Annotated in this window: 21 protein-coding genes and 1 tRNA gene; 17 read left to right on the top strand and 5 right to left on the bottom strand. The window is 37.1% G+C overall.

Features of this window, described 5'->3' with window-relative positions:
- The first annotated feature begins 10 nt into the window (after positions 1–10).
- The 3 genes from BUB87_RS00480 to BUB87_RS13960 all read left to right on the top strand — a co-directional run bounded on the left by BUB87_RS00480 (position 11) and on the right by BUB87_RS13960 (position 1,912).
- Positions 11–1,333, top strand: coding sequence for a pyrimidine-nucleoside phosphorylase (locus BUB87_RS00480; RefSeq protein ID WP_073341281.1), 1,323 nt, complete (start codon positions 11–13; stop codon positions 1,331–1,333).
- Positions 1,334–1,407: 74 nt separating this feature from the next.
- Positions 1,408–1,548 carry a hypothetical protein gene (locus BUB87_RS14300; protein ID WP_159432341.1) on the top strand — a complete coding sequence of 47 codons (141 nt, stop codon included), beginning with the start codon at positions 1,408–1,410 and terminating at the stop codon, positions 1,546–1,548.
- 19 nt (positions 1,549–1,567) lie between these two features.
- Complete coding sequence (locus tag BUB87_RS13960) at positions 1,568–1,912, top strand: hypothetical protein (RefSeq protein WP_143156583.1); 345 nt, start codon at positions 1,568–1,570, stop codon at positions 1,910–1,912.
- Here BUB87_RS13960 and BUB87_RS00470 read toward each other — a convergent pair.
- Genes BUB87_RS00470 through BUB87_RS00460 form a run of 3 tightly spaced genes read right to left on the bottom strand, consistent with a single transcriptional unit; the run spans position 1,898 to position 5,781 of the window.
- Entirely contained in the window at positions 1,898–2,992 is a 1,095-nt protein-coding gene (locus tag BUB87_RS00470; protein ID WP_073341126.1) for a GerAB/ArcD/ProY family transporter, read from the bottom strand. The two genes, BUB87_RS13960 and BUB87_RS00470, sit on opposite strands and share 15 nt — an antisense overlap.
- 14 nt (positions 2,993–3,006) lie before the next feature.
- Complete coding sequence (locus tag BUB87_RS00465) at positions 3,007–4,182, bottom strand: Ger(x)C family spore germination protein (RefSeq protein ID WP_073341125.1); 1,176 nt, start codon at positions 4,180–4,182, stop codon at positions 3,007–3,009.
- A 3-nt stretch (positions 4,183–4,185) separates the two neighbouring features.
- The gene (locus tag BUB87_RS00460; RefSeq protein WP_073341124.1) at positions 4,186–5,781 is read right to left on the bottom strand and encodes a spore germination protein; all 1,596 of its coding nucleotides are present in this window, start codon (positions 5,779–5,781) and stop codon (positions 4,186–4,188) included.
- A 160-nt stretch (positions 5,782–5,941) separates the two neighbouring features.
- Between BUB87_RS00460 and BUB87_RS00455 the strand changes: the two genes are divergently transcribed.
- Entirely contained in the window at positions 5,942–6,925 is a 984-nt protein-coding gene (locus BUB87_RS00455) for a Gfo/Idh/MocA family protein (RefSeq protein ID WP_073341123.1), read from the top strand.
- Positions 6,926–6,971: 46 nt separating this feature from the next.
- Positions 6,972–7,769 (top strand): sugar phosphate isomerase/epimerase family protein, encoded by a 798-nt coding sequence (locus BUB87_RS00450; RefSeq protein ID WP_073341122.1) that lies wholly within the window; start codon positions 6,972–6,974, stop codon positions 7,767–7,769.
- Between the two features lie 73 nt (positions 7,770–7,842).
- Here BUB87_RS00450 and BUB87_RS00445 read toward each other — a convergent pair.
- Positions 7,843–7,915 (bottom strand) — tRNA-Trp (locus BUB87_RS00445).
- Between the two features lie 242 nt (positions 7,916–8,157).
- Here BUB87_RS00445 and BUB87_RS00440 point away from each other — a divergent pair.
- The 6 genes from BUB87_RS00440 (at position 8,158) to BUB87_RS00415 (ending at position 15,296) form a co-directional block, all read left to right on the top strand.
- Positions 8,158–8,625, top strand: a complete 468-nt coding sequence (locus BUB87_RS00440) for an RNA polymerase sigma factor (protein ID WP_073341121.1) — start codon at positions 8,158–8,160, stop codon at positions 8,623–8,625.
- Positions 8,626–8,628: 3 nt separating this feature from the next.
- A complete protein-coding gene (locus tag BUB87_RS00435) occupies positions 8,629–9,837 on the top strand; it encodes a hypothetical protein (protein ID WP_073341120.1) in 1,209 nt (402 codons plus the stop codon).
- A gap of 176 nt (positions 9,838–10,013) precedes the next feature.
- Positions 10,014–11,903: an ADP-ribosylglycohydrolase family protein gene (locus tag BUB87_RS00430; RefSeq protein ID WP_073341119.1), complete on the top strand. Its 1,890-nt coding sequence runs from the start codon at positions 10,014–10,016 to the stop codon at positions 11,901–11,903.
- 204 nt (positions 11,904–12,107) lie between these two features.
- A complete protein-coding gene (locus tag BUB87_RS00425; RefSeq protein WP_073341118.1) occupies positions 12,108–13,685 on the top strand; it encodes a sodium:neurotransmitter symporter family protein in 1,578 nt (525 codons plus the stop codon).
- Positions 13,686–13,904: 219 nt separating this feature from the next.
- On the top strand, positions 13,905–14,591 hold the full coding sequence (locus BUB87_RS00420) for a hypothetical protein (RefSeq protein ID WP_073341117.1): 687 nt from the start codon (positions 13,905–13,907) through the stop codon (positions 14,589–14,591).
- A 63-nt stretch (positions 14,592–14,654) separates the two neighbouring features.
- Complete coding sequence (locus BUB87_RS00415) at positions 14,655–15,296, top strand: DUF2225 domain-containing protein (protein WP_159432340.1); 642 nt, start codon at positions 14,655–14,657, stop codon at positions 15,294–15,296.
- Positions 15,297–15,446: 150 nt separating this feature from the next.
- On the opposite strand, the gene BUB87_RS00410 is transcribed toward BUB87_RS00415, so the two are convergent.
- Positions 15,447–16,244, bottom strand: a complete 798-nt coding sequence (locus tag BUB87_RS00410; RefSeq protein ID WP_073341115.1) for an SDR family NAD(P)-dependent oxidoreductase — start codon at positions 16,242–16,244, stop codon at positions 15,447–15,449.
- 357 nt (positions 16,245–16,601) lie between these two features.
- Between BUB87_RS00410 and BUB87_RS00405 the strand changes: the two genes are divergently transcribed.
- The 6 genes from BUB87_RS00405 to cas10 all read left to right on the top strand — a co-directional run bounded on the left by BUB87_RS00405 (position 16,602) and on the right by cas10 (position 24,082).
- A complete protein-coding gene (locus BUB87_RS00405) occupies positions 16,602–17,264 on the top strand; it encodes a hotdog family protein (protein ID WP_073341114.1) in 663 nt (220 codons plus the stop codon).
- 14 nt (positions 17,265–17,278) lie between these two features.
- Positions 17,279–17,827, top strand: coding sequence for a biotin transporter BioY (locus BUB87_RS00400; protein ID WP_073341113.1), 549 nt, complete (start codon positions 17,279–17,281; stop codon positions 17,825–17,827).
- Positions 17,824–18,984 (top strand): thiolase family protein, encoded by a 1,161-nt coding sequence (locus BUB87_RS00395; protein WP_073341112.1) that lies wholly within the window; start codon positions 17,824–17,826, stop codon positions 18,982–18,984. The genes BUB87_RS00400 and BUB87_RS00395 overlap by 4 nt, the downstream gene beginning before the upstream one ends.
- The gene (locus tag BUB87_RS00390; protein ID WP_084110727.1) at positions 18,985–20,328 is read left to right on the top strand and encodes a class I adenylate-forming enzyme family protein; all 1,344 of its coding nucleotides are present in this window, start codon (positions 18,985–18,987) and stop codon (positions 20,326–20,328) included.
- 35 nt (positions 20,329–20,363) lie between these two features.
- On the top strand, positions 20,364–21,380 hold the full coding sequence (namA, locus tag BUB87_RS00385; protein ID WP_073341111.1) for an NADPH dehydrogenase NamA: 1,017 nt from the start codon (positions 20,364–20,366) through the stop codon (positions 21,378–21,380).
- Between the two features lie 386 nt (positions 21,381–21,766).
- Entirely contained in the window at positions 21,767–24,082 is a 2,316-nt protein-coding gene (gene cas10 / locus BUB87_RS00380) for a type III-A CRISPR-associated protein Cas10/Csm1 (protein WP_073341110.1), read from the top strand.
- Positions 24,083–24,090: the final 8 nt, after the last annotated feature.

Below are 24,090 nucleotides of genomic sequence, written 5' to 3'. Positions count from 1 at the left end.
GGCGATAATGGTGTTTGTACCTGAACTTATTCAGAAAAAACGCGATGGCATAAGCCTCACTGCAGAGGAAATAGAGTATCTGGTAAATGGATATGTAAGAGGAATTATACCCGATTACCAGATGGCGGCATTTCTTATGGCTGTGTATTTTAAGGGTATGAGCTATGAAGAAACAACGGCATTGACGTTGTCTATGGCCAGATCTGGTGAAGTAATGGATTTGAGTTCTATAGAGGGCATAAAAGTAGATAAGCACAGCAGTGGAGGAATCGCCGATACCACGACCCTCGTGTTATTACCTCTGGTAGCTTCAGCCGGTGTAAAAGTGGCAAAGATGGCTGGGCGGGGTTTGGGTTATACCGGTGGAACTATAGACAAGCTGGAATCTATTCCAGGTTTTAAAACCCAGCTTACAAAAGATGAATTTTTAAAAAATGTCATGACAGTAGGAGCAGCTATAACGGCGCAATCAGAAAATTTGGTACCTGCTGATAAAAAGCTTTATGCCTTAAGAGATGTAACTGCAACAGTAGAGTCTATACCTCTTATTGCCAGCTCTATTATGAGCAAGAAGCTGGCAGGAGGTGCTGACAAGATATTGCTTGATGTAAAGTTTGGCAAAGGAGCATTTATGAAGACTTATGAAGAGGCGTTGGAGCTGGCAAAGACTATGGTGAAAATAGGATATCTGGCCGGCAAAGAAGTGGTGGCATATGTGACGGATATGGATCAGCCTCTGGGTCTGGCTATAGGTAACGCACTGGAAATAATAGAAGCAGCGGAAGTTTTAAAGAACAATGGACATCAGGATCTTAGGGAACTTTGCGTGAGATTTGGCGCAGAGATGATGGTTTTAGCAGGTATAGAAAAAAATCTGATAAAGGCTCAACATGTTTTAGAGGAAAATATAGATAATGGTGATGCTTTAACGAAATTCAAAGAAATAATAGAAGCACAGAGCGGAGACCCAAGTGTGCTGGATGATTATACAAAATTACCCCAAAGTACCTTTGTGCACAGCCTAGTGGTAGATGAAGATTGTTATATAAAAGACGTAGATGCCTTTAAACTGGGAGTATGTGCAGTGAGATTAGGAGCAGGTAGGGAGAAAAAAGAAGACAAAATTGACCATTCGGTTGGCATCGTCCTGGGAGGCAAAGTAGGAGATAAATTGAAAGAGGGCCAGGCTTACGCTACGATATATGCTAACAGTTATGAAAAACTGGAGGATGCCATAAATATGGTTAAGGATTCTTTCCAGTTTTCTAAGCTTCCTGTACAAAAGAAAAAATTGATTTACGCCAGGATTACCCTGGAAAGTATAGAGGCTTAGTTTTATTTTCACAAAATAGAGTAATTTGCAATAGAATATATTGTAGTCAATCGTTGTTTGAGGAAGTGATTTATATGTTGTGTGCTTCCGATGAAAAAGAGGAAGATGTAAAGCGTGATATATTGTTGCTCATAGTATATTTGCTGGTTTTCTGGTTTAGTATGGGTTTTGCAGGTCCTTCAGAACAACCCTTATTTCCAATAATCGTCCCATAGGTCTTGAGGGGTGAACAAGGTGTTTTCTTCTGAATATATAAATTTGCTCCTAAAAAATATAGCAAAAGACATGAATTTAACAGGTAATAGCCAGAGAGATAAGCTTCACGGCGATGATGATGAAGGTGAAGGTCCCAAAAAAAAGAAGGAAAGCGGTATAAACATAACGACCTCTCAGGCACTGGTGATATTAGGGTTATTAGCCGGAGTGCTAGAACCCATTTCTATTTTAATAGATAGAAATCAGACTGTTCAAATCATCCTTTCTGGTTCGTTAAAACAGGAAACCCAGTTAGAAAAGATTATGGATCAAGTAAGAAAGATGCCTTTTGATGAAGTGATGAGAGCTTTACTTGGACAATGAAATCCATTTTTTTATAAAGTGTACAATCAGAGCTGATACTGGTATTATTATCTGTATTGGAATATGTATATAAACAGGAGTCCATTCCAGGCCTAATTGGATGTGCTGAGGGTAGTTTTTGGCAATCAATATTGAAAAAATTATTATGCCTATGCCAAAAGGTAAAGCCAGATATTTGGGGTCCTTTAATTTTATAAGCTGTGCTGTACCCAGCATAGACGCGTACATAAAAATACTAATTTTAAAAAGACCTCCTAATGCCATGATTACAACGAGTAGTATATCTAAGCGCTCTATAAAGCCTACCTTTATCAGGCGTAATGTTTCCAAAAGGGGGAAGAGGGCAGTAGTTGCAAAATTTATTCCTAATGATGCTATGTATATTATAGTATTTACTGTAAGGAGTATTCCTTCAAATATAATGGCCATAAAAGCGGCTTTTCTAACCTTTGATGGTTCGTTTACAGATGGGTATATCATAGCAAATGTTACAGTTTCTCCAAAAGGAAAAGTGATGAGAAGCCAGCCTGCTTTTATAACGTGGATTATACCGTTTTCAAGGACAGGTTTTAAGTTATCGAATTTTACTACACCAGGAGTAACGAATAATAATGCGTATTCGGTTATAAACACAAATATAGATATAGGCAAAGCTATCTGAGCGGCGCGGGCGAGGTTTTCAAGTCCTGTAAATACGGTATAAGCAATTGCTGACATAAACATTGCAGAAGCTACAATTAAGGGTGTTTCAGGCATTATAGCAATCAATGAGAGTTCAGCAAAATCCCTCAGGACCCTTGCAGCAAGGTATGCGAAATATGTAATATATACGATGCTCAGTATGTACCCTATAAATCTACCGAAGATTTTGGGTAGGTACGTGACTATGGTATCATCAGGGTATTGATAGTATAGAGTAGTGTATATAAGCTGCAATAAAATGCCCGCAGGTATGTATACTAGCATTGCTATCCAGGCATCTTGTTTAGCTTCAGGAGTCAAAAAGAAGAGTATAGTACTGCCTAAAGGATGCAATATCATAGCTGCGAACATTTGATATACTGAAATCTTTGTTTTCAAGTTTATCCCTCCTATCAATATAAAGGTCTGGATATGGTTCCGATTCGTCGCAGGTGAGAATTTACTTTTATCTCTACATCAAGATAAGGAAATATTACATCCCATTTTTTTTCGATTTTTTCCCATATTTTTGGATAGGATTTGTGTATTTTATTGCCAAATTCGAATATATCTGCTTTATACTTTTTTTGTGCTGTATTTAATGCTATCTCAATTTCTCTTTTTATTGCTTCGTCCTGCAGTTTTTCCAGCTGATCTATAATTTTAGGATTTTTCATGGGATCCAGTTTGCCTGTCATTTCTCGTATATTTCCTTCTTCATTTACATTTATCTGCATTATAAGTCTATTATTCTTTATTATGGGCCTAACATTACTACTACTTCTGATTATTTCAAGCGTGATTTTACCCTTATCAGGCGATGGTATTATGATGTCTCCTGCTTTTACCTTCCCTTTTATCCATTGCATGCCTCTGGTTTCTGTTTTGTTCATATAACCGATGAGTTTATCCTTTTTAAATACAGCAGTTCCTTCAATTCTAAAGATTTCACCATTAATTGTCATTATATTTTTTTGCAGTTCCATTACTCCTGCTATAGGGGAAGAAAATTTGCTAGCCAATGCATTGTCAAAATCTACTTTAGAGACAAGGGGAGAAAATCCTATATATAGTTGTCTTGTCATTATATTTTCAATTGCATTGGCAGGGATACTCTCTTCAGGTGTTACAGCTTTTACGATGTCCGAAGCTTTGCCTTTTGCAACAAATATGGGTATATTAGGCCTTGTATCGCGTCCCCTTAAAGCACTGTCTATCAGTATTGATACACCTGACTTTGCCAAATCTTCTCCTATGAGAATAAATTTATCGTGAGCAAAAAGAAGCTTTTTACCTAATTGTGTATATAGATTGTTTATAGCATCAAAAATAGAATCGCCTTTGCTGCTAAAAACGATAACATCTACAGGAGGCTGCTGGCTGCTTTCTTTGCCTCCCATACCAGCGGATGGTTGCTTTTGAGTTTTTAATATCTGTACAGTTACGACGTATTTACCATCGGCTGAATAATCAAAACCCGATGCCACCACTATAGCCAGTTTTTCAATTTCCTGTTTCGCAGCACAACCGGATGTAAATAGTACTAGTATAATTATTATCATTAGATAAATAGGAAAGAATTTTTTCATAGATTATTTCTCCTTTAACTTTTGTTGCGTGGCCTTTTCCTGTTCTTGTTTTATAGAAGATATTCGCGTTATAGTTTGCCTTCTATTATCCCTTTTCCAAGTGATGAGTTTTGGTCTTCTAATTGTCGACCATAAAGGCGCACGTATTGCTATATCAGGCAATTCTTCCATGATTAGAGGTACTATTGGGCCCATGTATGGCACTCCAAATGACCTCATAGATATGAGATTCATCAACATTATAAGTAGACCACAGGTAAGGCCCAGTATGCCTAAAGTTCCACCTAAAAATAGCAATATAAACCGAGGATATGTAAGCGCCATGTTCATCTCCGGCGAAGGTATAGTAAATGAAGCGATGCCTGTAAGAGCTGTTACTATGACCATTGGCGTACTGACCAGTCCTGCTTCAACGGCTGCTTGACCTAAGACAAGAGCTCCAACTACACTGACAGCCTGACCTACAGCCCTTGGCATTCTTACTCCTGCTTCTCTCAATATTTCATAAGCTAACAGCATCATAAAGCATTCCCATAGAGAAGGCAGAGGGACACCAGCTCTGGCTTTTATGATGGTGACCACCAACGATGTAGGCACTAATTCCTGGTGAAATGTCACCAAAGCCACATAAAAACCTGGTAATGTGAGCGATAAAAAAAACGAAAAGTATCTTAGCCAGCGATTTAGTGTGGCTGGAATAAATCTCATATAATAATCTTCACCTGTTTGTATAAATTCTGCAAAAATGGCAGGTACGGTCAAAACCGTCGGAGTCCCATCCACTATTATTGCTATGCGACCTTCCAGCAGTTTACCTGCTGCTACATCCGGTTTTTCCGTTCGGAATATAGTAGGGAAAAAAGACAAAGGATGATCGTCTATGTATTCTTCAATGAAATTGGAATCCAGTACAGAGTCAATATCTATTTTAGATAACCTTTCCTTGACTTCATTTACTATTTTGTGGTTTGCTATATTAGCTAGATAGCTTATTACTACGTCTGTTTTTGTCTGTTTCCCTATTTTAAGACATTCCATTTTTAGATTTACGTTTTTTATCTTTTTTCTTAAAAGACATGTATTTATTCTTATGGATTCTGAAAAACCTTCTCGAGAACCACGAACAACAGTTTCAGTAGTAGGTTCCTCAATGTTTCTACCCGGTGGATTTTTTAGATTGACGTTTAAAGCTTTACTTATGCCGTTTATAAATAAAACCGGATTGCCATTTAAGATAGCTTCTATGGCGTTATCCATTTTTTCATAAATGTCTTCATCCTTTATTCCCAGTAAATATTTAGAATATTTTTCACTACCGGGGTTATACGTATGATCCGCATTTTTATTTGTCAGTCTTTTAATGATAGATTCTTCAATGATGTTTTGTTGTATCATGCCATCTATGTAGATAAGAGCAGCTTTGTAGTTGGGATTATTGGCAATGTTGAATTTCCTTATGACGATATCTGAACATTTATCAAAAATAGTTTTGATATATTTTTCATTGTCATCTAAATTTTTCGCTATGTTAACATCCTTGTTCTCAGTTCGACCCTCATTTTGTCTGCCTGTAAAGAGATTTTTTATAAAATTTAACATATATGTCAGCCCCACCTGGATTTTCAAGAATCCTATTATTAATTATTCTAGGGAATATAAGAATTTTTATACATGTTAGTTAAATAAAAGGATTATATAAATTTTTGTAGAATATATAATTATAGGTAATAGATATCTTATATTTGAGGGGGAGATCAATGTGAAAAAAGTGAGAGTTGGCCTGGTAGGCTGTGGTGGCATAGCTCATTATCATGTGGACCATCTGCTGAAAATGGACGACGTGGATATCGTAGCTGTTGCTGACCCTATAGAGGAGAGACGGGAGGCTATGAAGAAAAAAGTAAATGCGTTTCGTGCTTACTATAGCCATAAGGAACTTTACGATGCAGAAGACGATCTAGATGCTGTATATATATGTATTCCTCCGTATGCTCATACAGATACTGAAACCAGGGCCATTGAAAAGGGCTTTAATATATTTGTGGAAAAGCCTATGGCGCTTAGCATGGAAAAGGCCAATGAGGTAAAAGAAGCTATAGAAAAGAAAGGCATAATTTCTGCTGTGGGATTTCAGGACAGATATCTTGATATCATAGATAAACTTAAAGAGTACCTGAGGGACAGGGAAGTGGGTATAGTGTATGGATCCTGGATAGGTGGAATACCTGGTGTACCGTGGTGGAAGAAAAAGGAGCAATCAGGTGGACAAATCGTGGAACAGAATATACATCTGTTTGATATGCTTAGGTATCTTTTTGGAGAGGTAGATAGTGTCTATTGCAGTGCGAAGAAGGGGCTTGTAAAAGATGTACCGGGATATGATGTGGAAGATTATTCTGCAACTACTATGACGTTTAAAAATGGCGTTGTCGCTACCCTTTTTACGGGATGTTATTTGACCGGTGAAGCGCCAGACAAAGGCAATGGATTGCGCATAATGTGTAGAGATGCAAGGATAGAATATGATTTGCGTAGGGCGGTAAGGTTTATGACAAGATATAGCACAATAGAATATATAACCAGACAAGACCAGGGGATGATAGAGGATCGTGCTTTTATCGAAGCGATAAAATCAAATAATCCCGGATTAGTAAGATCGCCATATGCTGATGCCGTAAAATCTTTGCAGCTCACTTTAGCTGCTAATAAGTCCATTGAAACAGGTTCTGTTGTAGTTATTTGATTGGATCTTGTTTGATCAGGTGTTTATAAAAGGGGGAGTGTATATTATGAAGTTAGCGTGTCAGGAAAACCTTGTAGACGGCAAAAACTTAAAAGAAAAGGTAGCAAAATTAGAATACTTTGGCTTTGACGGTGTAGAATTGTGGGGTAGAGATATAGAAGATAGATTGGATGAGGTGAAAGAATCCTTTAAAGGAAGAAGGATAAGAATAAGTACAATTTGTTCAGGCTACAGGGGATGCCTTCTGGATAGCTCTCTGGAAGAACGCAAAATGGCGATGGATGATATTAAAAAACTGTTGATTTATACCAGCGAGTTGGGAGCCGTAGGATTGATCATGGTTCCGATATTTGGTGCACCGCGGCTTCCGGATTTAAGTCCTTTCATGGGCGTTAGAGAGCTTGAAGAAAAGCTTCTTTTAGAAGAGCTTGATGATTTAGGGGAATTTGCCAGTGAACATGGTGTATATCTTTTACTTGAACCATTAAACAGGTACGAGACCCATTTTATAAAATCTCTCGACGATGGCGCTTCTATAATAGCACAAACCCATAGAAAAGGAATTAAAATGATGGCCGATTTTTTCCATATGAGCATAGAGGAAAGGGATATAGCAGAATCTTTAAAGAATCACATTGATGACATTGCTCATGTACATTTGGCTGATTCTAATAGGCTGTTGCCGGGGATGGGACATACTGATTTTAAGGAACCGTTTAAAGTTTTAAAGCAAGGTGGATATACTGGTTATATGGCACTGGAATGTGGGGTTCCCGGAGATCCCGATATTCTATTGCCAAAAACAGTAGAATTCCTCCACGAACAAATTAACTCTATTTCTTAATAGACAAAAGAAGCTCAAGAGTAATATCTCTTGAGCTTCTTTATTATATAATATCATATAATATCTTCTGCAGCAGGGGAAGCAGGACTCGAACCCGCAACCAACGGTTTTGGAGACCGCTACTCTACCAATTGAGCTATTCCCCTGTGACGTCAACTATTATATCAAATACATATTTAACTGTCAATAGAGTATTTGAAGCTTTTATCTAAGATTCCGGGTATTTATATTTACATGCATTTGCGGACCAAAGATAAGGACGTCTTTTTTCTTTAAATAAATGTTTATAGCGAATAATCTACCGCGATATAAATTTTTCAAACACTTTTGCTTCCTTATACGTTATACAATTGAAGGTGATACAAATGCTATAAACGGGGGATTTTAGATGTCGATAGAACAGCTGTACGAGAAGTTTGAGAAAGACCTCATGAGATTTGCCTGCTCTATAGCCCGGGACGGACATGAAGCTGCTGATCTGGTTCAAGAAACTTTTTTAAAGGCTATGTCCAATATTGAGTTAATAAAAATCCTACCAGAATACAAGCAAAAGGCCTGGCTCTTTACCACGCTTAAACACTGTCTTCTCGATATCCGCCGGCGGGAGAAGACGGTGACGCCATTGGAACAGGAGGATGACATACCGTTTGAAGATGATTTTGATTCAAAAATTCAGTTTCAGAACATATTAGCTTATCTTCCTGAGAGATTGCAGGATATCGTGTATAAGCATTATGTCCTGGGCATGACGAGCAGGCAAATTGCTAAGGTACTTTCTATCCCTGATGCTACTGTAAGATATCACCTTCATACTGCCAGAAAAATAATTAAAAATAAAATGGATAGGAGGTATTAGTTTATGGAAATAGGAAATGTAGGCGTGTTAGACATAAGGGAGGCTACTCTTGAGAGCATAGAGGATATAGAGAAGATAGCGAATGTAGGTATGGTCATATATAGCCCTAATACTAGAGCCTTTTTGACTAAGCTTAATATATTAAACATGGGCACTTCTATAGAGGTACCCGAGGACTACAAATTCTTAAATGGGGAAACAGAGATAACGACCGATTTCTTATCGGGAATTTCAACACCTTTATCTATATGCGTAAATGGTGAACTTTTTATAAAGTCTGATGTCACAGTAGAAAATTTTGAACAAAAAATTGATAAACTTATAGTGAATGGCGAGATATTTTGCCCCAAAAGCCTGCTGCCTATTTTGTATGCTAAGCTACAGGAGGTCAATGGAGAAATCGTATCTTATAATGAAAATGCTTCAATATATAAGGGCAGTCAAACCATAGATAATTCCTTTTTACAGGTACTCAATCCCAAATCCCATGTCATCGTAATGGGTAAGGCTACTATAAATGAGGATATAGATGCTGATCTATTTGATGAGAAAATAGACAAATTGGAAATATTAGGTAAATTAGTTCTTGCTAATCCAAAGCTTTTAGATGCTGTTAACAAAAAGCTGGAGAACAGAGAAAGGACTGCTATAGAAATTTTACAACTCGACGATTTTATAAAAGTGGAAGGCGACGTAACAATTGATTCCTTGTCGATAAGAAAATTCAATAATTCCAAAGTGGCTTTCCAGGATAGTGTGCGGTTTGATGAGGACGTAACTGAGGACTTGCTAAAAAAGCATATACAAAAGATAAGGACAAAAGGAACGATAATATGCAAGAAAGAGTTAAAGAGTGCTATATTAGATCTTTTAGAAGACATAAATGTAAATATACTTACCTATTCTGAAAAATTGATAATAAACCAAAGTGAACACCGTATGACTAAAGAGGAATTGAAGTACCTTTCAAAAGGCCTGACTATAATTAACCACGGCTTACTCCATATGAATGAGGATATACCTCCTGAGATGCTTTTGGAAAAGTTAGAATTTCTAGATAATTTCGGAGAGATCATAGCAGGACCTGAACAGTATGGTGTTATAATGACTAGGGTGAGAACTCAGCAAGGAATGATTCAGAGTACAGAAAACCAAAGTGGTGCTGAACAAGGCAAAAAAAGAATAGGAAATATTGGTTACCTGAAGCTCTGATTGATTATTACTACAAATAGCGAGATTTCTGCCTGACATTTAGGTAAGTGTAAAGCATTGAACTCTTCTCATATTTCACGTATGGGAAGAGTTCAATATATTTTTTGATAAAGCTTGACGATATGAGAAAATGTGGTAATATAAAAAGGAAATGTCGATATAGAAGGGGGAATAATATGGTTACCATATCTGAAAAAGACTATTATGATAAGGTCTATGCCTGCTGGGTAGGGAAGAATTGCGGAGGAACTCTTGGAGGTCCTTTGGAAAGGATATATGGAGAAAAAGAGATGTTTGATGTGTGGTGGTATCCAGAACTGAAGGAGGGTGGTATACCCAATGACGATCTGGAGATACAACTCATATGGCTGAAAGCGCTGGAAGAAAAGGGTCCGGGCATCAAAGCCAGAGACCTGGCAGAATACTGGCTTGACTGCATACAGTACAATTTTGATGAATATGGACTGCACAAAACCAATCTCAAACAGGGTTTGATACCACCTATTTCTGGGTGTTATAACAATTGGTTTAAAAATTGTATGGGAAGTCCGATCCGCTCAGAGATATGGGCATGTGTATCGCCCGGCAGACCAGATATCGCTGCCCGCTATGCCTACGAAGATTCTATAGTGGATCATGCAGGAGGAGAATCGGTATATGGTGAGATGTTTAACGCCGCAGTGGAAGCTGCTGCTTTTTTGATTGATGATAAGGAAAAGCTTTTAGATATTGGTTTATCGTATATTCCCGAAGAATCAAAGACAGCCATTGCTATAAAAAGTGCTATTGAAGCCTATAAAAAAGGATTGGACTGGAGAGAGGCCAGAGAATATGTGTTACAAAATGTTTATAGTCCAATAGCACAGTATTCGCCAGTAAATCTGGGTTTTCAGACAATCGGGTTTTTATATGGTCAGGATTTTGGCGACGCCATATGTAAGGCTGTAAACTGTGGATACGATACTGATTGCACTGGAGCCACAGTAGGCTCTATTCTGGGTATAATGTATGGTACAAAAGCTATCCCTAAGAAATGGTCAGATCCCTTAAGCGATAAGATCACTACAAACGCATCTTGGGGCGGCATTATAAATCTCAAAGAGCCGGATAATCTTGCTGAATTAACTGAAAGAGTCTGCCGAATGGGTAAAAAGGTATTGTCATATTTTGATGCCGATGTTTCTATAGGGCCATTTGCTAAGTTGGATAATTTTAATGAGAAAAAGTTATATGCGCCTGATGACATAAAACAACTGTGGTATGCATCGCCATATAAGGTAGATTACGACTTAAAAACGGTAAAAGCAGGCCTGGACTATAAAGGTAATCCTGTGATAAAGCCAGGAGTCGTGAAAGACATTGAATTGGAAATAATTAATGATCATCCTGTGGCGTTAAAAGCAAAGATAAATATGAATTTACCTGATGGATGGGTATCTCGACCCTCGAATTATGATGTAGAGTTAAAGTCTGGTAAGACCACGGTGAGTTTTGAACTTGAGGTAAACGATGTCAAATATATCGCCCAGATAAATAAAGGGACTATACATATTGATATTGCCGATAGACCTCAGGTTGTCGACATACCATTGGTGTTGTTAGGATGCCGCCGATGGCTTATCTTTAAATCCGATAGCGAAATAAATATAAAAGAACTGGATGATGTTCTGAGCAAAGCTCAGGTAGTTGATTTTGAAGACAACGAGCTGAAAGTAGAACCTTATTTTGAGAATTCAGCAGGTATCCTTTATATGGTTAATTTTACCTACTGTCCTGATGAAAGAGATGGATGGGTAGGTTTGTCCTCTAATTGCAGCTTTAAGCTATGGTTAAATGATGAATATATACATGGTGTAGATACGCCGCGCATACCTAGGCCGAATTATAGTGGTGATGGAAAAAGTTATAGCCAAATAAGGTTAAAAAAAGGATGGAATAAATTCATAATAAAACTTGATAGGAAAGATGAGCCTGTAGAGGCATACTTAACTTTATCTACGCCTGCTCCTTATTATCATGGCATGGTCGATCTCGTTCAGTGTCAATTGCCTTTGAAAATAGGTTAAAGAATATGATAAAAAGGCTATCCTCTGTGTGGGATAGCCTTTTTATTGCTTTGTAAAAATTAGTATATCGTTTATTAAATTTTTGTAGCAATTCAAAATAAATAATTTGCACAATGCTTAAATTTTTTATATAATCAAATGGTAATTAAAGATTCGACAAAATAATTAGACTAAATAATGTAGAAAGGATAGTGATGATATTCGATGTCGAATAATCGTGAAAATTGGGGCTCGAAATTAGGACTTATATTGGCAATGGCAGGTAATGCAATTGGACTAGGTAATTTTTGGAGATATCCATATCTAGCTGCATCTAATGGCGGCGGAGCATTTATGATTCCATATATAGCCGCAATAATTATACTGGGTATACCTATTTTGATGGTAGAATGGAACCTTGGAAGATATGGCGGTAAATACGGTCACGCTACTATTGGGCCTATGATATACCTTCAAGCCAGAGAAGTCATAAAACCTAAATACGCTATAATAATTGGGTCTATCTGCGGGATGTTTGCGTTTATGGTAACAATATTGATAAACTCTTATTATAATCATATAATAGGTTGGACATTGGGCTACAGTTATCTTTCAGTAACTGGTAAATATATGAATAAAGCTGTATCTACAGGAAAGGTGTTTACAGACTATATTCAATCGCCAGGACTTGAAATCACCTTTTGGATAATTGCTTTAGCTTTATTAGGATTAGCTGTGACAAGAGGCATACAACAAGGGATTGAGACATGGTCTAAAATTATGATGCCTGTATTATATATTTTTGGTATAATATTAGCTATAAGATCATTGACTGTTGGAAGTCCTGTAAGACCTGATTGGTCAGCGATAAAGGGGCTTAATTATTTGTGGAATCCAGATTGGAGTAAGCTTTCATGGCAAACCGCTCTTAAGGCTGCGGGTCAGGTGTTTTATACGCTGTCGTTGGGTATGGGAATCATAGAAAATTATGCCTCGTATCTAAAGGCAGATGACGATATCGTCTTGTCGGGAATTACAACAGCGTCTCTCAATGAATTTGCCGAAGTAATATTAGGTGGTACAATAGTTATCCCTATAGCCTATGCTTTTTTAGGACCAGAAGGACTGGGAGCGGGTGTAGGTTTATCGTTTATATCCCTTCCAAACATATTCAGGAACATGGGTGGGGGACAATTTTTCGGGACTCTCTGGTTTTTACTTTTATTTTTTGCAGGATTTACTTCAGCTATAGCCATGTATAATTATCTTACGGCATTGTTAGAAGAGGATCTCGGCGTCAAGAGAAAAGTAGCGGCCTTTGTAGTATTTATGCTGTATGTAATAAGTGGTTTGCCAGTAGGTCTTGAGCCAATTTTAACAAAAACTACAAACCTGGCTTATCTTACGGAGCTTGACAATTGGGTTGGGAGTTACCTAATACTTATATTTGGATTGCTTGAAGTAATAGTAGGCGCTTGGCTTTTTGGAAAGTACTGGCTTGATGAGACGAACAGAGGAGCTTATTGGAAAGTAAAACCGTGGTTTTTTAATATATTTGTAAAAGTAGTATCTCCTTTAATGTTATTGATATTGATTGTGTTTTCTACAAGGGATTATATAAAACAAGGTTACTTTAAATGGATTCCTGGTTTTTTGGAAAAAACGCCTCAGCTTGTGTCCTGGGTTCAGTCAGCAAGGATTGTAATCATTCTTGTAGGTATTATAGGTTTTATTGAATCTTATTTGTCAATAAAGAAAAAATATGGTAAAGAGATAACCAGTGGTGAAAAGTTGATAATTTAACTTTGTGAGTTACTACGCGTGAACATCCAATATCAATATACGGGAGGAAGATTTATATGACTGTAAGCGCAATTGGCTTTATGATTAGCATATGGACAATTATCTTATCATTTTCAGCTATTACCCTTTCTTATCTTCTAAAATATAGTAATGAAAAATAATTGTAGTTTTTTGATATTTTATCAAGGGCTGGTTAGTAAATGATAAAAGGTGATTTTTGTGGATAAAAAAGCTTTGTTTGATATAATTCGAAAACTTAAGGAAGAAATAGAGACGATACCTAATGAGAGTATTAAAAAGAGATGGCTTTGTAAAATAACGGAGATTGAAAACATTTATGAAAATATAGTTATACCTGAAAGTTCAAAAAATGTTTATAATTCTATTATAAAAAATGGTAATGAACTCCTCAAACTTTATAAAAGAGGAGAAATAAAGAATATAATAGAGAAAACTAATTTATATATAAAATATCTTAAAGCGGCATCTTATGATTTTAAGAATGAGGCAGATAAAATAATTTATTATGTGCGGTCCTTTTTGATTATGTCAATACTTTTTTTTGCTTTATCGCCTCAATATTTTGGCTTTTTATTGCCCATGATATTTTTAATTCCCGTGTATATTGGCTTGAGAGGAATAAAAAAAAGATCAAGCCATGCATTTAGGATATCATTGACTCTTGTTCCAGTGAGTATAATGGTAAGTGTAACATGGATTAGATTTTTTATATATGCTTTATCACATTATAGTGAAACTGTAAGGAGTACAGCTACGAATATCAATGTTTCAGCGTCTATAGCTAAGATGTTGGTGATAGTTCCAGGCTTATTAAGTGTTGTTTTGCTTTTTACGACGTTGTTGACAGCTTTTTTGGGATATAGATACAAAGACTATTTTGTCTAAACTATGAAACTTAAAATATTAAGGTAAATCCTGTAATTTTGAGTACCTATGGAGTTGAGAAAAATGCTGTATGATAAAGAAATAAAGTGCCCTTTATGCAGTTTTACGTTTAAGACAAAAAAAGTCGTTATGAGCCGCGTTAGATTGGAGGTCCGTGATACGGATTTTTTAGAAAGATATAGTGGTATGTATCCGTTTTTTTATGATGTCAATGTATGCCCTAATTGTGGATATGCAGCGATGGATAGGCAATTTGATAAGCTAACGCCGGAACAGAAAAAGATAATAAGAAGTGAAGTACAGGAAAAATGGATTCCCAAAGATTTTGGTGGAGAACGATCGATACAAAAGGCTTTAAATGCATATAAACTCGCACTGTATGTTTCGGAGTTAAAAAAGGATGCTGCATATGTAAAAGCGAGTATACTCCATAGAATAGCATGGATATATAGGATAGATGGAGATAAGGAAAGTGAAAACAAATTTATAACTTATGCCATTAAATATTACACTATGGCTTATGAACGGGATAATGTTAATCAAATAAAAGTGGCATATATTATTGGAGATCTGTACAGAAGACTGGAAAATAAAGCAGAAGCAATTAAATGGTTTAATATTGTAATAACTGATCCTATGAAAGAAAGGAATCAATTGATAGTAGAAATGGCAAGAGAAGGATGGCAGGCTTGTAGAAATGAATAAGAATAATTTTACAGACGTATGCAAATTTAGAATAAAATAAAAAGCATTCAACACGGTCTACCCATTTCAACGCCGTTGTTGAATGCTTTTTTATTATAGCACACCAAAGGCAGGTGTGCTATAATCTGAGGAATTAAACCGATCGATTGTCTAAATTATAGCCTTGACCATACCTCCATCGATATTGATAGCTTGTCCGGTGATGTAGCTGGCTTTTTCGGAAGCCAGGAATGCAATCACATTGGCGATTTCCTCAGGCTGTCCGTAGCGACCCAGCGGAATGTTGCTGGAGGCGTAAAATTCAATAGCTTCCTCCTTTGGTTTGCCTAAAATCTTGGAGAGTTGATCTCCCAATTGACCAGGAGCTTCCCATAAGGGGGTACGAATAGGACCAGGGCATACGGCATTGACCAGAATGTTATCCTTGGCGAGATAATTGGCAAATTCTTTGGTAATCATATTCACTGCGGCTTTGATCGTGTCGTAATCTAGCAAACCACCAGGCTGTTTGCCAAACATGGAAGAAACGTTTATAATTCGCCCCCATTTTGCTTTTTGCATGTACGGGACCACTGCTCTCGAAAGACGGATGACAGCAAACAACATTAAATCAATATTGCGTCGGAACTCTTCCTCAGGAAGTTCCATCGGATCACTCATACGGCCTGTTCCAGCGTTGTTAACTAGAATATCAATTCGCCCAAATTCCTTAGCTACTTGAGCCACAAAAGCATCCGTCTCTGCTAATTTTGTAACATCGACTTTTTCAGCGAGAACTTGAACACCTTTTTCTTTAAGTTCAGATGCGGTTTTTTCGAGAGCCTCGGCGTTGATATCGCATATAGCCAGATTACATTCCTCAGCAGCCAGTGCCATAGCGGTGGCTTTTCCGATACCTTGAGCGGCTCCTGTGATTAAAGCTACTCGTCCTTTCAATCCAAGATCCATAATCTTTTCCTCCTTTTGTTTTTAATTCATTAACAGCCCATGCCAATTCTTAGAGAGACGGAAAGACAATTGCTGGATTGTTTTCCCGTCAAAAAAATATGTTCATTAATATTTTTCCCAAGACAAAAATTTTGAAGCCTTGGCTAAGAATAATAATAACACAAAAAAGAGAAATTTTAAACACCTGACCACATATGAGTGAGGATAGACTTCCCAAATGCAACACGCTAAGGTATTATAGATAATAACTGCTTTTTTCATTGTGTAAGTTTTGTGTACTTTTTATGTTAACCTATATAATGATAATGGTTGACATATAGAGCTGGTTAAAGTATAATTTTCCAAGGGGGATAAAGATTGCGTACACCAAAGACAATTAAGAGGGAATATATAAAGCAATTAGAAAGTATCCTAAATTTACAAAACCACTGGGATGATGAAGTGCCAAGTGCCGCCGGGATGACACTAGGATTATCTACATTGTTGCAGAGGGTAGGACAGGGGTATTATATTGTAAGGCAAAAGTTTAATGTCTACAGCCCTTTAAGATACGATGAAGAAGTATACATAGAATCTGATATTGTGCTTAAAAAGAGTATTGGAAAAACAAAATATTTAGCATGTAAGGTAAATATCTGCAGGGGTCATGTAATTTTAGAACTTTTAACCGAACTTTTAAAGAAAGAAAATGAAGGTAAAATTCACCTGGGTTATAGTTCGCGAGAAGATGGAGAATTTTTAAAAAAAATTACCCCATCGCAAATTTATGCTTTCAGTAATTGGAGTGGAGATATAAACACCATTCATTTAACTGAAAAGCCTGTTGCTCAGGGTATGCTGATTCTAATGCTTATTGAAGATTATTTGAAGAGTAAAAATCAGGTTATAAAGAGAGGAAATATCCGTTATATAAAGCCTGTAATGGGCGGTGATTGTGTATATGTTTGCTTAAAAGAATCTAAAGAATTGGAAGGCCATGTAAATGGTGATACTTGTTTTATTTTAAAATACTCAAATTAAAAGGAGGATGCAGCATGATCAAAAAAGTTAGTGTAAGAGATATGATTTATGCTTCAATGCTTGCGGCATTAACTGGAATATTAGGGTATGTAATTATACCTCTGCCATTTAGTCCGGTGCCGATTACTGGGCAAACCCTAGCAATAATGTTGATAGGTCTTGTATTGTCTCCATTTATGTCATTTATGAGTGTGGCGATCTTTTTGCTGCTTGGCATTATAGGAATTCCAGTCTTTTCAGGTGGACAGGCGGGTATAGGGGTGCTGATAGGACCTAAAGGAGGATATTTAATCGGTTTTTTAATTGGAGCCGTTGTTATAAGCTTGATTAGGAAAAACAGTAATAATTTTATAAGAATGGCTATCTCAAGTTTAATAGGTGGAGTGCTGGTAGTATATTTGATGGGTGTGCCGTGGCTGGCTTATATTACAGGAATGAATATTAAAAAGGCATTGCTTGTTGGAGCACTTCCTTTTATTCCCGGTGATTTGCTTAAAATGGTTGTCGCACTTTTTATCGCCAGAAAGATCAACAACCTGTTGCAAAAAGAGGTTGCGAGATGAAGAGTGCATATATAGTAGGAGGGCTTAGAAGCCCTATTGGCAAAACGAATGGTGTTTTAAAAAATTTATTGCCTCATAAGATGGCAGCAATATTGTTAAATAAATTAATTGATAAGTATAACATAAATTGTGGGGCAATAGATAAGGTTATTCTTGCAAATGCTGTTGGTCCAGGGGGCAACATTGCCAGGTTGTCGCTACTTGAAGCTGGATGGAGCTTTAGCATTCCCGGCGTTACGGTGGATTTTCAGTGTGGTGGAGGCCTTGAGGCTGTAAATTTAGCTGCGCACCATATAGTATCAGGTCAGTGTGAAATGGTTATTGCAGGTGGTGTTGAGAGTACCAGTATGGAACCTAAAAGGCAGTATAACAAAAATGATCCCAGGTATAAAGGAGAAGGCGTATTCTATAAAAGAGCGCAGTTTTCTCCAGAATCTATTGGAGACCCTGATATGCTGGAGAGTGCAGAAAATGTCGCCTCTAATCTTAATATATCAAGGCGGGAAATGGATTTATGGGCTATTGAAAGCCACAGAAGGGCGGCTGAGGCAAGTAAGCAGAAATTATTAAAAGACGTTATAGTGCCATTATCGGTTAATGGCACTGTTATTTCTTATGATGAAAGCATTAGGGCTGGTATGTCTTTAAAACTTGCTGAAAAGGCCAGAAGCGTTGTGAGGAAAGGTGGTAGCATCACAGCTGTAAACGCCTGCCTCACCCATGATGGTGCGGCAGTTATTCTTGTGGCTTCAAAGGAAGCTTTAGAAAAGTATGGATTAAAACCTTCTGCAAAAATAATTGAAGCGGTAGATGCCGGCGTTGATCCAAACTTATCGCCACTTGGTGTGATTGCAGCGGTACAAAAACTTATTAAAAAGACAAATGTGAAGATTGATGACATTGATGCATTTGAAGTAAATGAAGCATTTGCAGTAAAAGTGCTGGCATTTATAAAAGAGTTCAACATATCACCAGAGAAGGTAAATATATGGGGTGGTGCCCTGGCGTACGGTCATCCTTATGGCGCTTCAGGGGCAATTATTTTGATTCACCTTTTAGAAATATTGAAAAAGCTAAACAAGAGAATAGGAGTAGCGGCTATTGGTGTTGCAGGTGGACAGGGAGCAGCGATGATGATCGAAAGGTGTGATGCGTAGTTGGATTTTTTTAAAAAAATAGGAATGATAGCCAAAAACGATCCGGACAGATTGTGTATTGTGAAAGATTCAAAAAAATATTCTTATGGCGAGTTTTTTAATGTAGCTAATGATATTGCAGAACGCCTTTCATCTATTGGTTCTGTTATGGATAAAGTGTTAATATATAAAAGAGATTGCCTCGAGCAGTTTTTATATTTCTTTGGTGCAAGTATGGCAGGTAAAATTTCTATACTGTGTCCTCCCACTATTTCAAACAGGAAACTAAATTCCATGATAGAGAAGATACAGCCCAAAATAATAATAAGTGACAATTTCGAGCTGCCAGCGGATAAAAGTAAAGTTCCGTTGCCGGACAAAAAGGATATTTTCCTTGGAGCACTTTCTTCAGGTACTACCGGGGAAGAAAAGATAATATGGCGGGACTGGGCAAGCTGGACTGAGGCCTTTCCTATCCAGAGTAAAATTTTTGGCATTCATGAAAAAAGCATACTGTTTATTCACGGCCCTTTCAGCTACACAGCAAACTTAAACAGCGCACTTCATATACTATCTGAAGGTGGAAGTATTGTGCTTACAGATAAAAATAGGCCGTCAAGCTGGGTTCATGTAATTAAAAAGTATGGTGTCAACGTGGTGTTTATGGTTCCAGCATATTACAGGATGATGGTGAAGTATTTAAACGAACCACTAAAGGATATAGAATCTGTAGTAACAGGAGGTGCCAAGCTTGATTTTGAAACTGCCTGCAGTTTATTTAAGATATTTCCTAACGCAAAAATTACAGAATATTACGGTGCAAGTGAACTAAGTTATGTGACATACAATACTGGTGAAGATATAATAAAAAAGAATTTGAGTGTTGGAAAGCCATTTCCAGGTGTAGAAATTTGGATAAAGGAAGGTGAGGTTTGGGTCAAAAGCCCTTATATAGCGCCTGACTATAGACCCCAGGCTACTGTAGGCGATATTGGATATATGGATTCGGAAGGCTTTTTGTACCTGGAAGGACGCAAAGGAGACGTTATAAATAAGGGCGGACAGAAGATTTTCCCTGAAAGAGTGGAAAGCATCTTGCTAAAAAACCCTAAAATAGAAAATGCGGCAGTTATAGGAGTTGATGATCAACTGAAAGGTCAGGAAGTGCTGGCGATGATAGTAAAGAAAGATAAAAGCCTGACTATTAGTGAAGTTAGAGAGTTTTGCAGAGCGAACCTAGAGGTTTATGAAAGGCCTTCAAAAATTATGTTTGTCAATGATTTGCCGTTAAACAGCAACGGCAAGATAGATAAAAGGCGAATAAAAAGCCAATTCTTACTTGACACACACAAAATTAAAATTTAAAATACGTGCAGAAAGAATTTACAGGAGATGATATAATGAGCCTATTGTATACACCTATCAAAATAAAGGACGTACTTATGAGAAACAGGGTGATGATGTCACCTATGTGCATGTACTCTGCGTCTGCGGACGGTATGCCTAATGATTGGCATCTGGTCCATTACGCCACAAGGGCCGTAGGCGGTGTAGGCCTTATAATGCAGGAGGCCACGGCGGTGGAGAGCAGAGGCAGGATAACGGATCGCGATCTTGGCATATGGAATGATGAGCAGGTACAGGAGCTGAAGAAAATAGTGTCGCTGTGTAAAGGCCATGGAGCTGCGATGGGAATTCAGCTGGCCCATGCAGGGCGCAAGTGCGAGGTGGCTACCGAAGATGTGGTGGCACCAAGCCCCATAAAGGCCGGTGAAAATTATAAGATGCCGAGAGAGCTATCCGTTGATGACATTCGCTGCATTGTCACGTCTTTTGGCATGGCTGCCAAAAGGGCTGATGAAGCAGGTTATGATATTGTGGAAATCCACGCAGCCCACGGTTACCTTATTCACGAATTCTTGTCACCTCTTTCTAACAAGCGGACAGATCAGTACGGTGGTAGCCTTGAAAACCGCGTGAGATTTTTAAATGAAATAATAGATGAAGTTAGAAAATATTGGCCTGATAACAAGCCTTTGTTTGTACGGGTTTCGGCTGATGATTATATACCAGGTGGTATAAACATAGATATGATGGTGGATATCGTGAACCAGATTAAGGATAGAGTAGATGCAATTGACGTGAGCAGCGGAGGCCTGTTAAGCGCCCATATCGATGTTTACCCCGGCTATCAGATTAAATATGCTCAGGAAATAAAATCTCGATGCAATATAAAGACTGTGGCGGTAGGGCTTATAACCGCACCCGAGATGGCAGAGGAGATAGTCTCCAATGAGAGGGCGGATATGGTGGCACTGGGAAGAGAGCTGCTGAGAAATCCTTACTGGGTATTGCAATCGGCAGGTCGCCTGCACACCGATGTTTCCTGGCCTGTACAATACGAGAGGGCAAAGTAATAGTTATTTAAAATAAATTACAAAACCGACCATAGATGGTCGGTTTTGAATGTAGTGATTATTTTTCCCCATTAAAATGGGGAGCTTTTTATTTCTCTAAAAAGTATTTCAAGGTGTCTTTTAGGATTTAAAGCTTGCTGCGTTGAAAGTTTCCAAATGAATGATCTGATAACTTGGCTTCTTACTTCCTTAAAGAGATAGGTATCGAACTGTTTACGCTGAGTAATTTACTTACAGGAAAGACTCACCTAGATAGTGTTAACAATAATTTGGTAGTTCGATTTTGTATACTTTTGCAGGAATTTAATATTTTATGTAGAATATTATTACATATATGGTATTTATAAAGATACTTTAGCATACCTTTGCTTAAAGGGGGTAGTAGGTTGGGACTAATTTACGAAAATTTTACCGAAGAAGAAAGAAACTTGTTTTTGGCATCCATTCTTCATGATATAGGAAAGTACTGGCAGAGGACAAGAGATGATAAAACTAATGAAAAAGTAAAGAAAGTATATAGAGAAATTTATAGAGAAGAAGGTAGTTATAATCCAAGACATCAAGAATGGGGAGCATATTTTTGCGAGACGTACGTAAAAATAAATGAAGTAACTTTAGCTGTTAGAAATCATCATAGACCGGTAACAAAAATGGATTATATTATTGCTATTGCAGATAAACTCTCGGCAGTTGAAAGGGATAATAAGAGGTCAGATGATGAAGAAGATGCAAAACAGCTTATTTCGATTTTTTCCGATATAAAATTAGATGGTTTAGGGGCAGAGGGTGCATATTATAAAAAATTAGTACCTTTGTCTGAATTTACAATGTCTACCCCTGAAATAGACATGAATATTTCATATAGTTATAAACTGTTATGGGAAAGATTTATTGACGATTTTGTCAAAATAGAGAATTTTTCAGATCCGATAGAATTATTAAAGTTTTATCATGTTTTAGAAGAGTATACGTTTAATGTACCTTCAGCCTATTATTATTCAAGGCCTGATATTTCTCTTTGGGCTCATTTAAAGACTACTGCAGCAATTGCATTTTGTCTTTTTAGAGAGTTAGAGGGAAGCAGTGAAAGAGTATATGAGAGAATACATAGTAAGATAATTACACAATCCGTTTTTGAAGATGGAGAAGGGGATCTATTTTGCCTTGTAAAAGGGGATATTTCGGGAATTCAGGATTTTGTGTACGATACAGAAATGGATGGCGCAACGAAATCCTTAAGGGGTAAATCTTTTTATATATCGTATTTAATGGATTTAGTAGCTAAGTATATTTTGATCAATGAAAAGATGCCAATTTGCAATATGATTTATTCTGGCGGAGGGCATTTTTATTTATTGATGCCTGCAAAATTTATAGACAAAATAGATTATTATCAAGGGATTTTGGATCAGATACTTTTTAATGCCCATGGACTAAGGCTCTCCATTTTAATCGATGCTGTTCCTGTAAGTATAGAAGACTTAATTAAAAATTTTTCAGATAAGCTAGATGAAGTTGGTATTAAAATAAATAAAAAAAAGGAGAAAAAATATCTTAGTTTGATATTCAATAATAATTTTAAGTTTTTTGAACCTTATGAAGATAAGGGAGATATATGCCCACATTGTGGTAGACCTTTAATTAGTGATAGATGTGATTTTTGCTTTAGTTTCGAAAAGCTTGGTGAGTCTTTGATTAAAGGTAGTTATATAGTAGAGCAAATAATTAAACCTTTGGAATCCAGTATAAGAACTTATGATGATATTTTTAAAGCATTAGGGTTTAAAATTGAAATCTCAAAAGAACCCAGAGATGGATTTTGCTATGCCTATAAGAAAGATGTATTTAAATTTAGAAATTGCTGCGGGTATATAAGGATACCTTCACATATGAAAGAGGAAGGTGGGAAAATAGTAAATTTTGACGAAATATCTGATATGTCTAAAGGATGTAAAACATGGGGGATTGTAAGAGGTGATGTTGACAACCTTGGAAGGATATTCTATGAAGGGCTTGGGGAAAACAAGTCTATAGCCAGGGTATCGACATTATCATCAGAACTTTCATTGTTTTTTGGTTCTTATTTAGAGAGCCTACTGAAGGATGAATTTGAATATTGTTCAGCTATTTATGCTGGTGGCGATGACTTTTTATTTGTGGGACCTTGGGACAAGCTACCTTATCTAGCTTATGCTATAAGGAACAAGTTTTCAGAATTTACAGGGCATAATAGTGCAATAACCATTTCAATGTCTATAGATATTTCACCAGATCGGAAGTTTCCGCTTTACAAGGTAGCATTAAGTTGTGGAGAACATCTGGAAGATGCAAAATTATATGTAAGAAGTGGTAAGCAAAAAGATTGTTTGGCTTTTGCAGGTTACAATCTTGGATGGGAAGAATTTGAAAAACTAAGCAGAGTGAAATCTATGTTTGTTAGTGCTCTTGAAAAAGGTGTTTCTAGAGCGATTTTGAGCATTATTTACAAAGTTGACGATCAAAAAAAGATGGCTGAAAGAAATGGAGAAATATTTAAATCATGGTGGTTGATTTATCACATCGCTCGATTGGGTGATAGATATAAGAATGCAAAAGACATTGTAAATGAGATAAAAGATGCATTACTTGAAAAAGGAAATTTACTTTATAAACATACTTATCTTGCGTGCCGTTGGGCAGAAATGGAGACAAGAAATGAATAAATGACGGG

The organism is Caldanaerobius fijiensis DSM 17918, from assembly GCF_900129075.1.
Lineage (GTDB): Bacteria > Bacillota > Thermoanaerobacteria > Thermoanaerobacterales > Caldanaerobiaceae > Caldanaerobius > Caldanaerobius fijiensis.
This window is presented reverse-complemented; position numbering and strand designations above follow the sequence as displayed.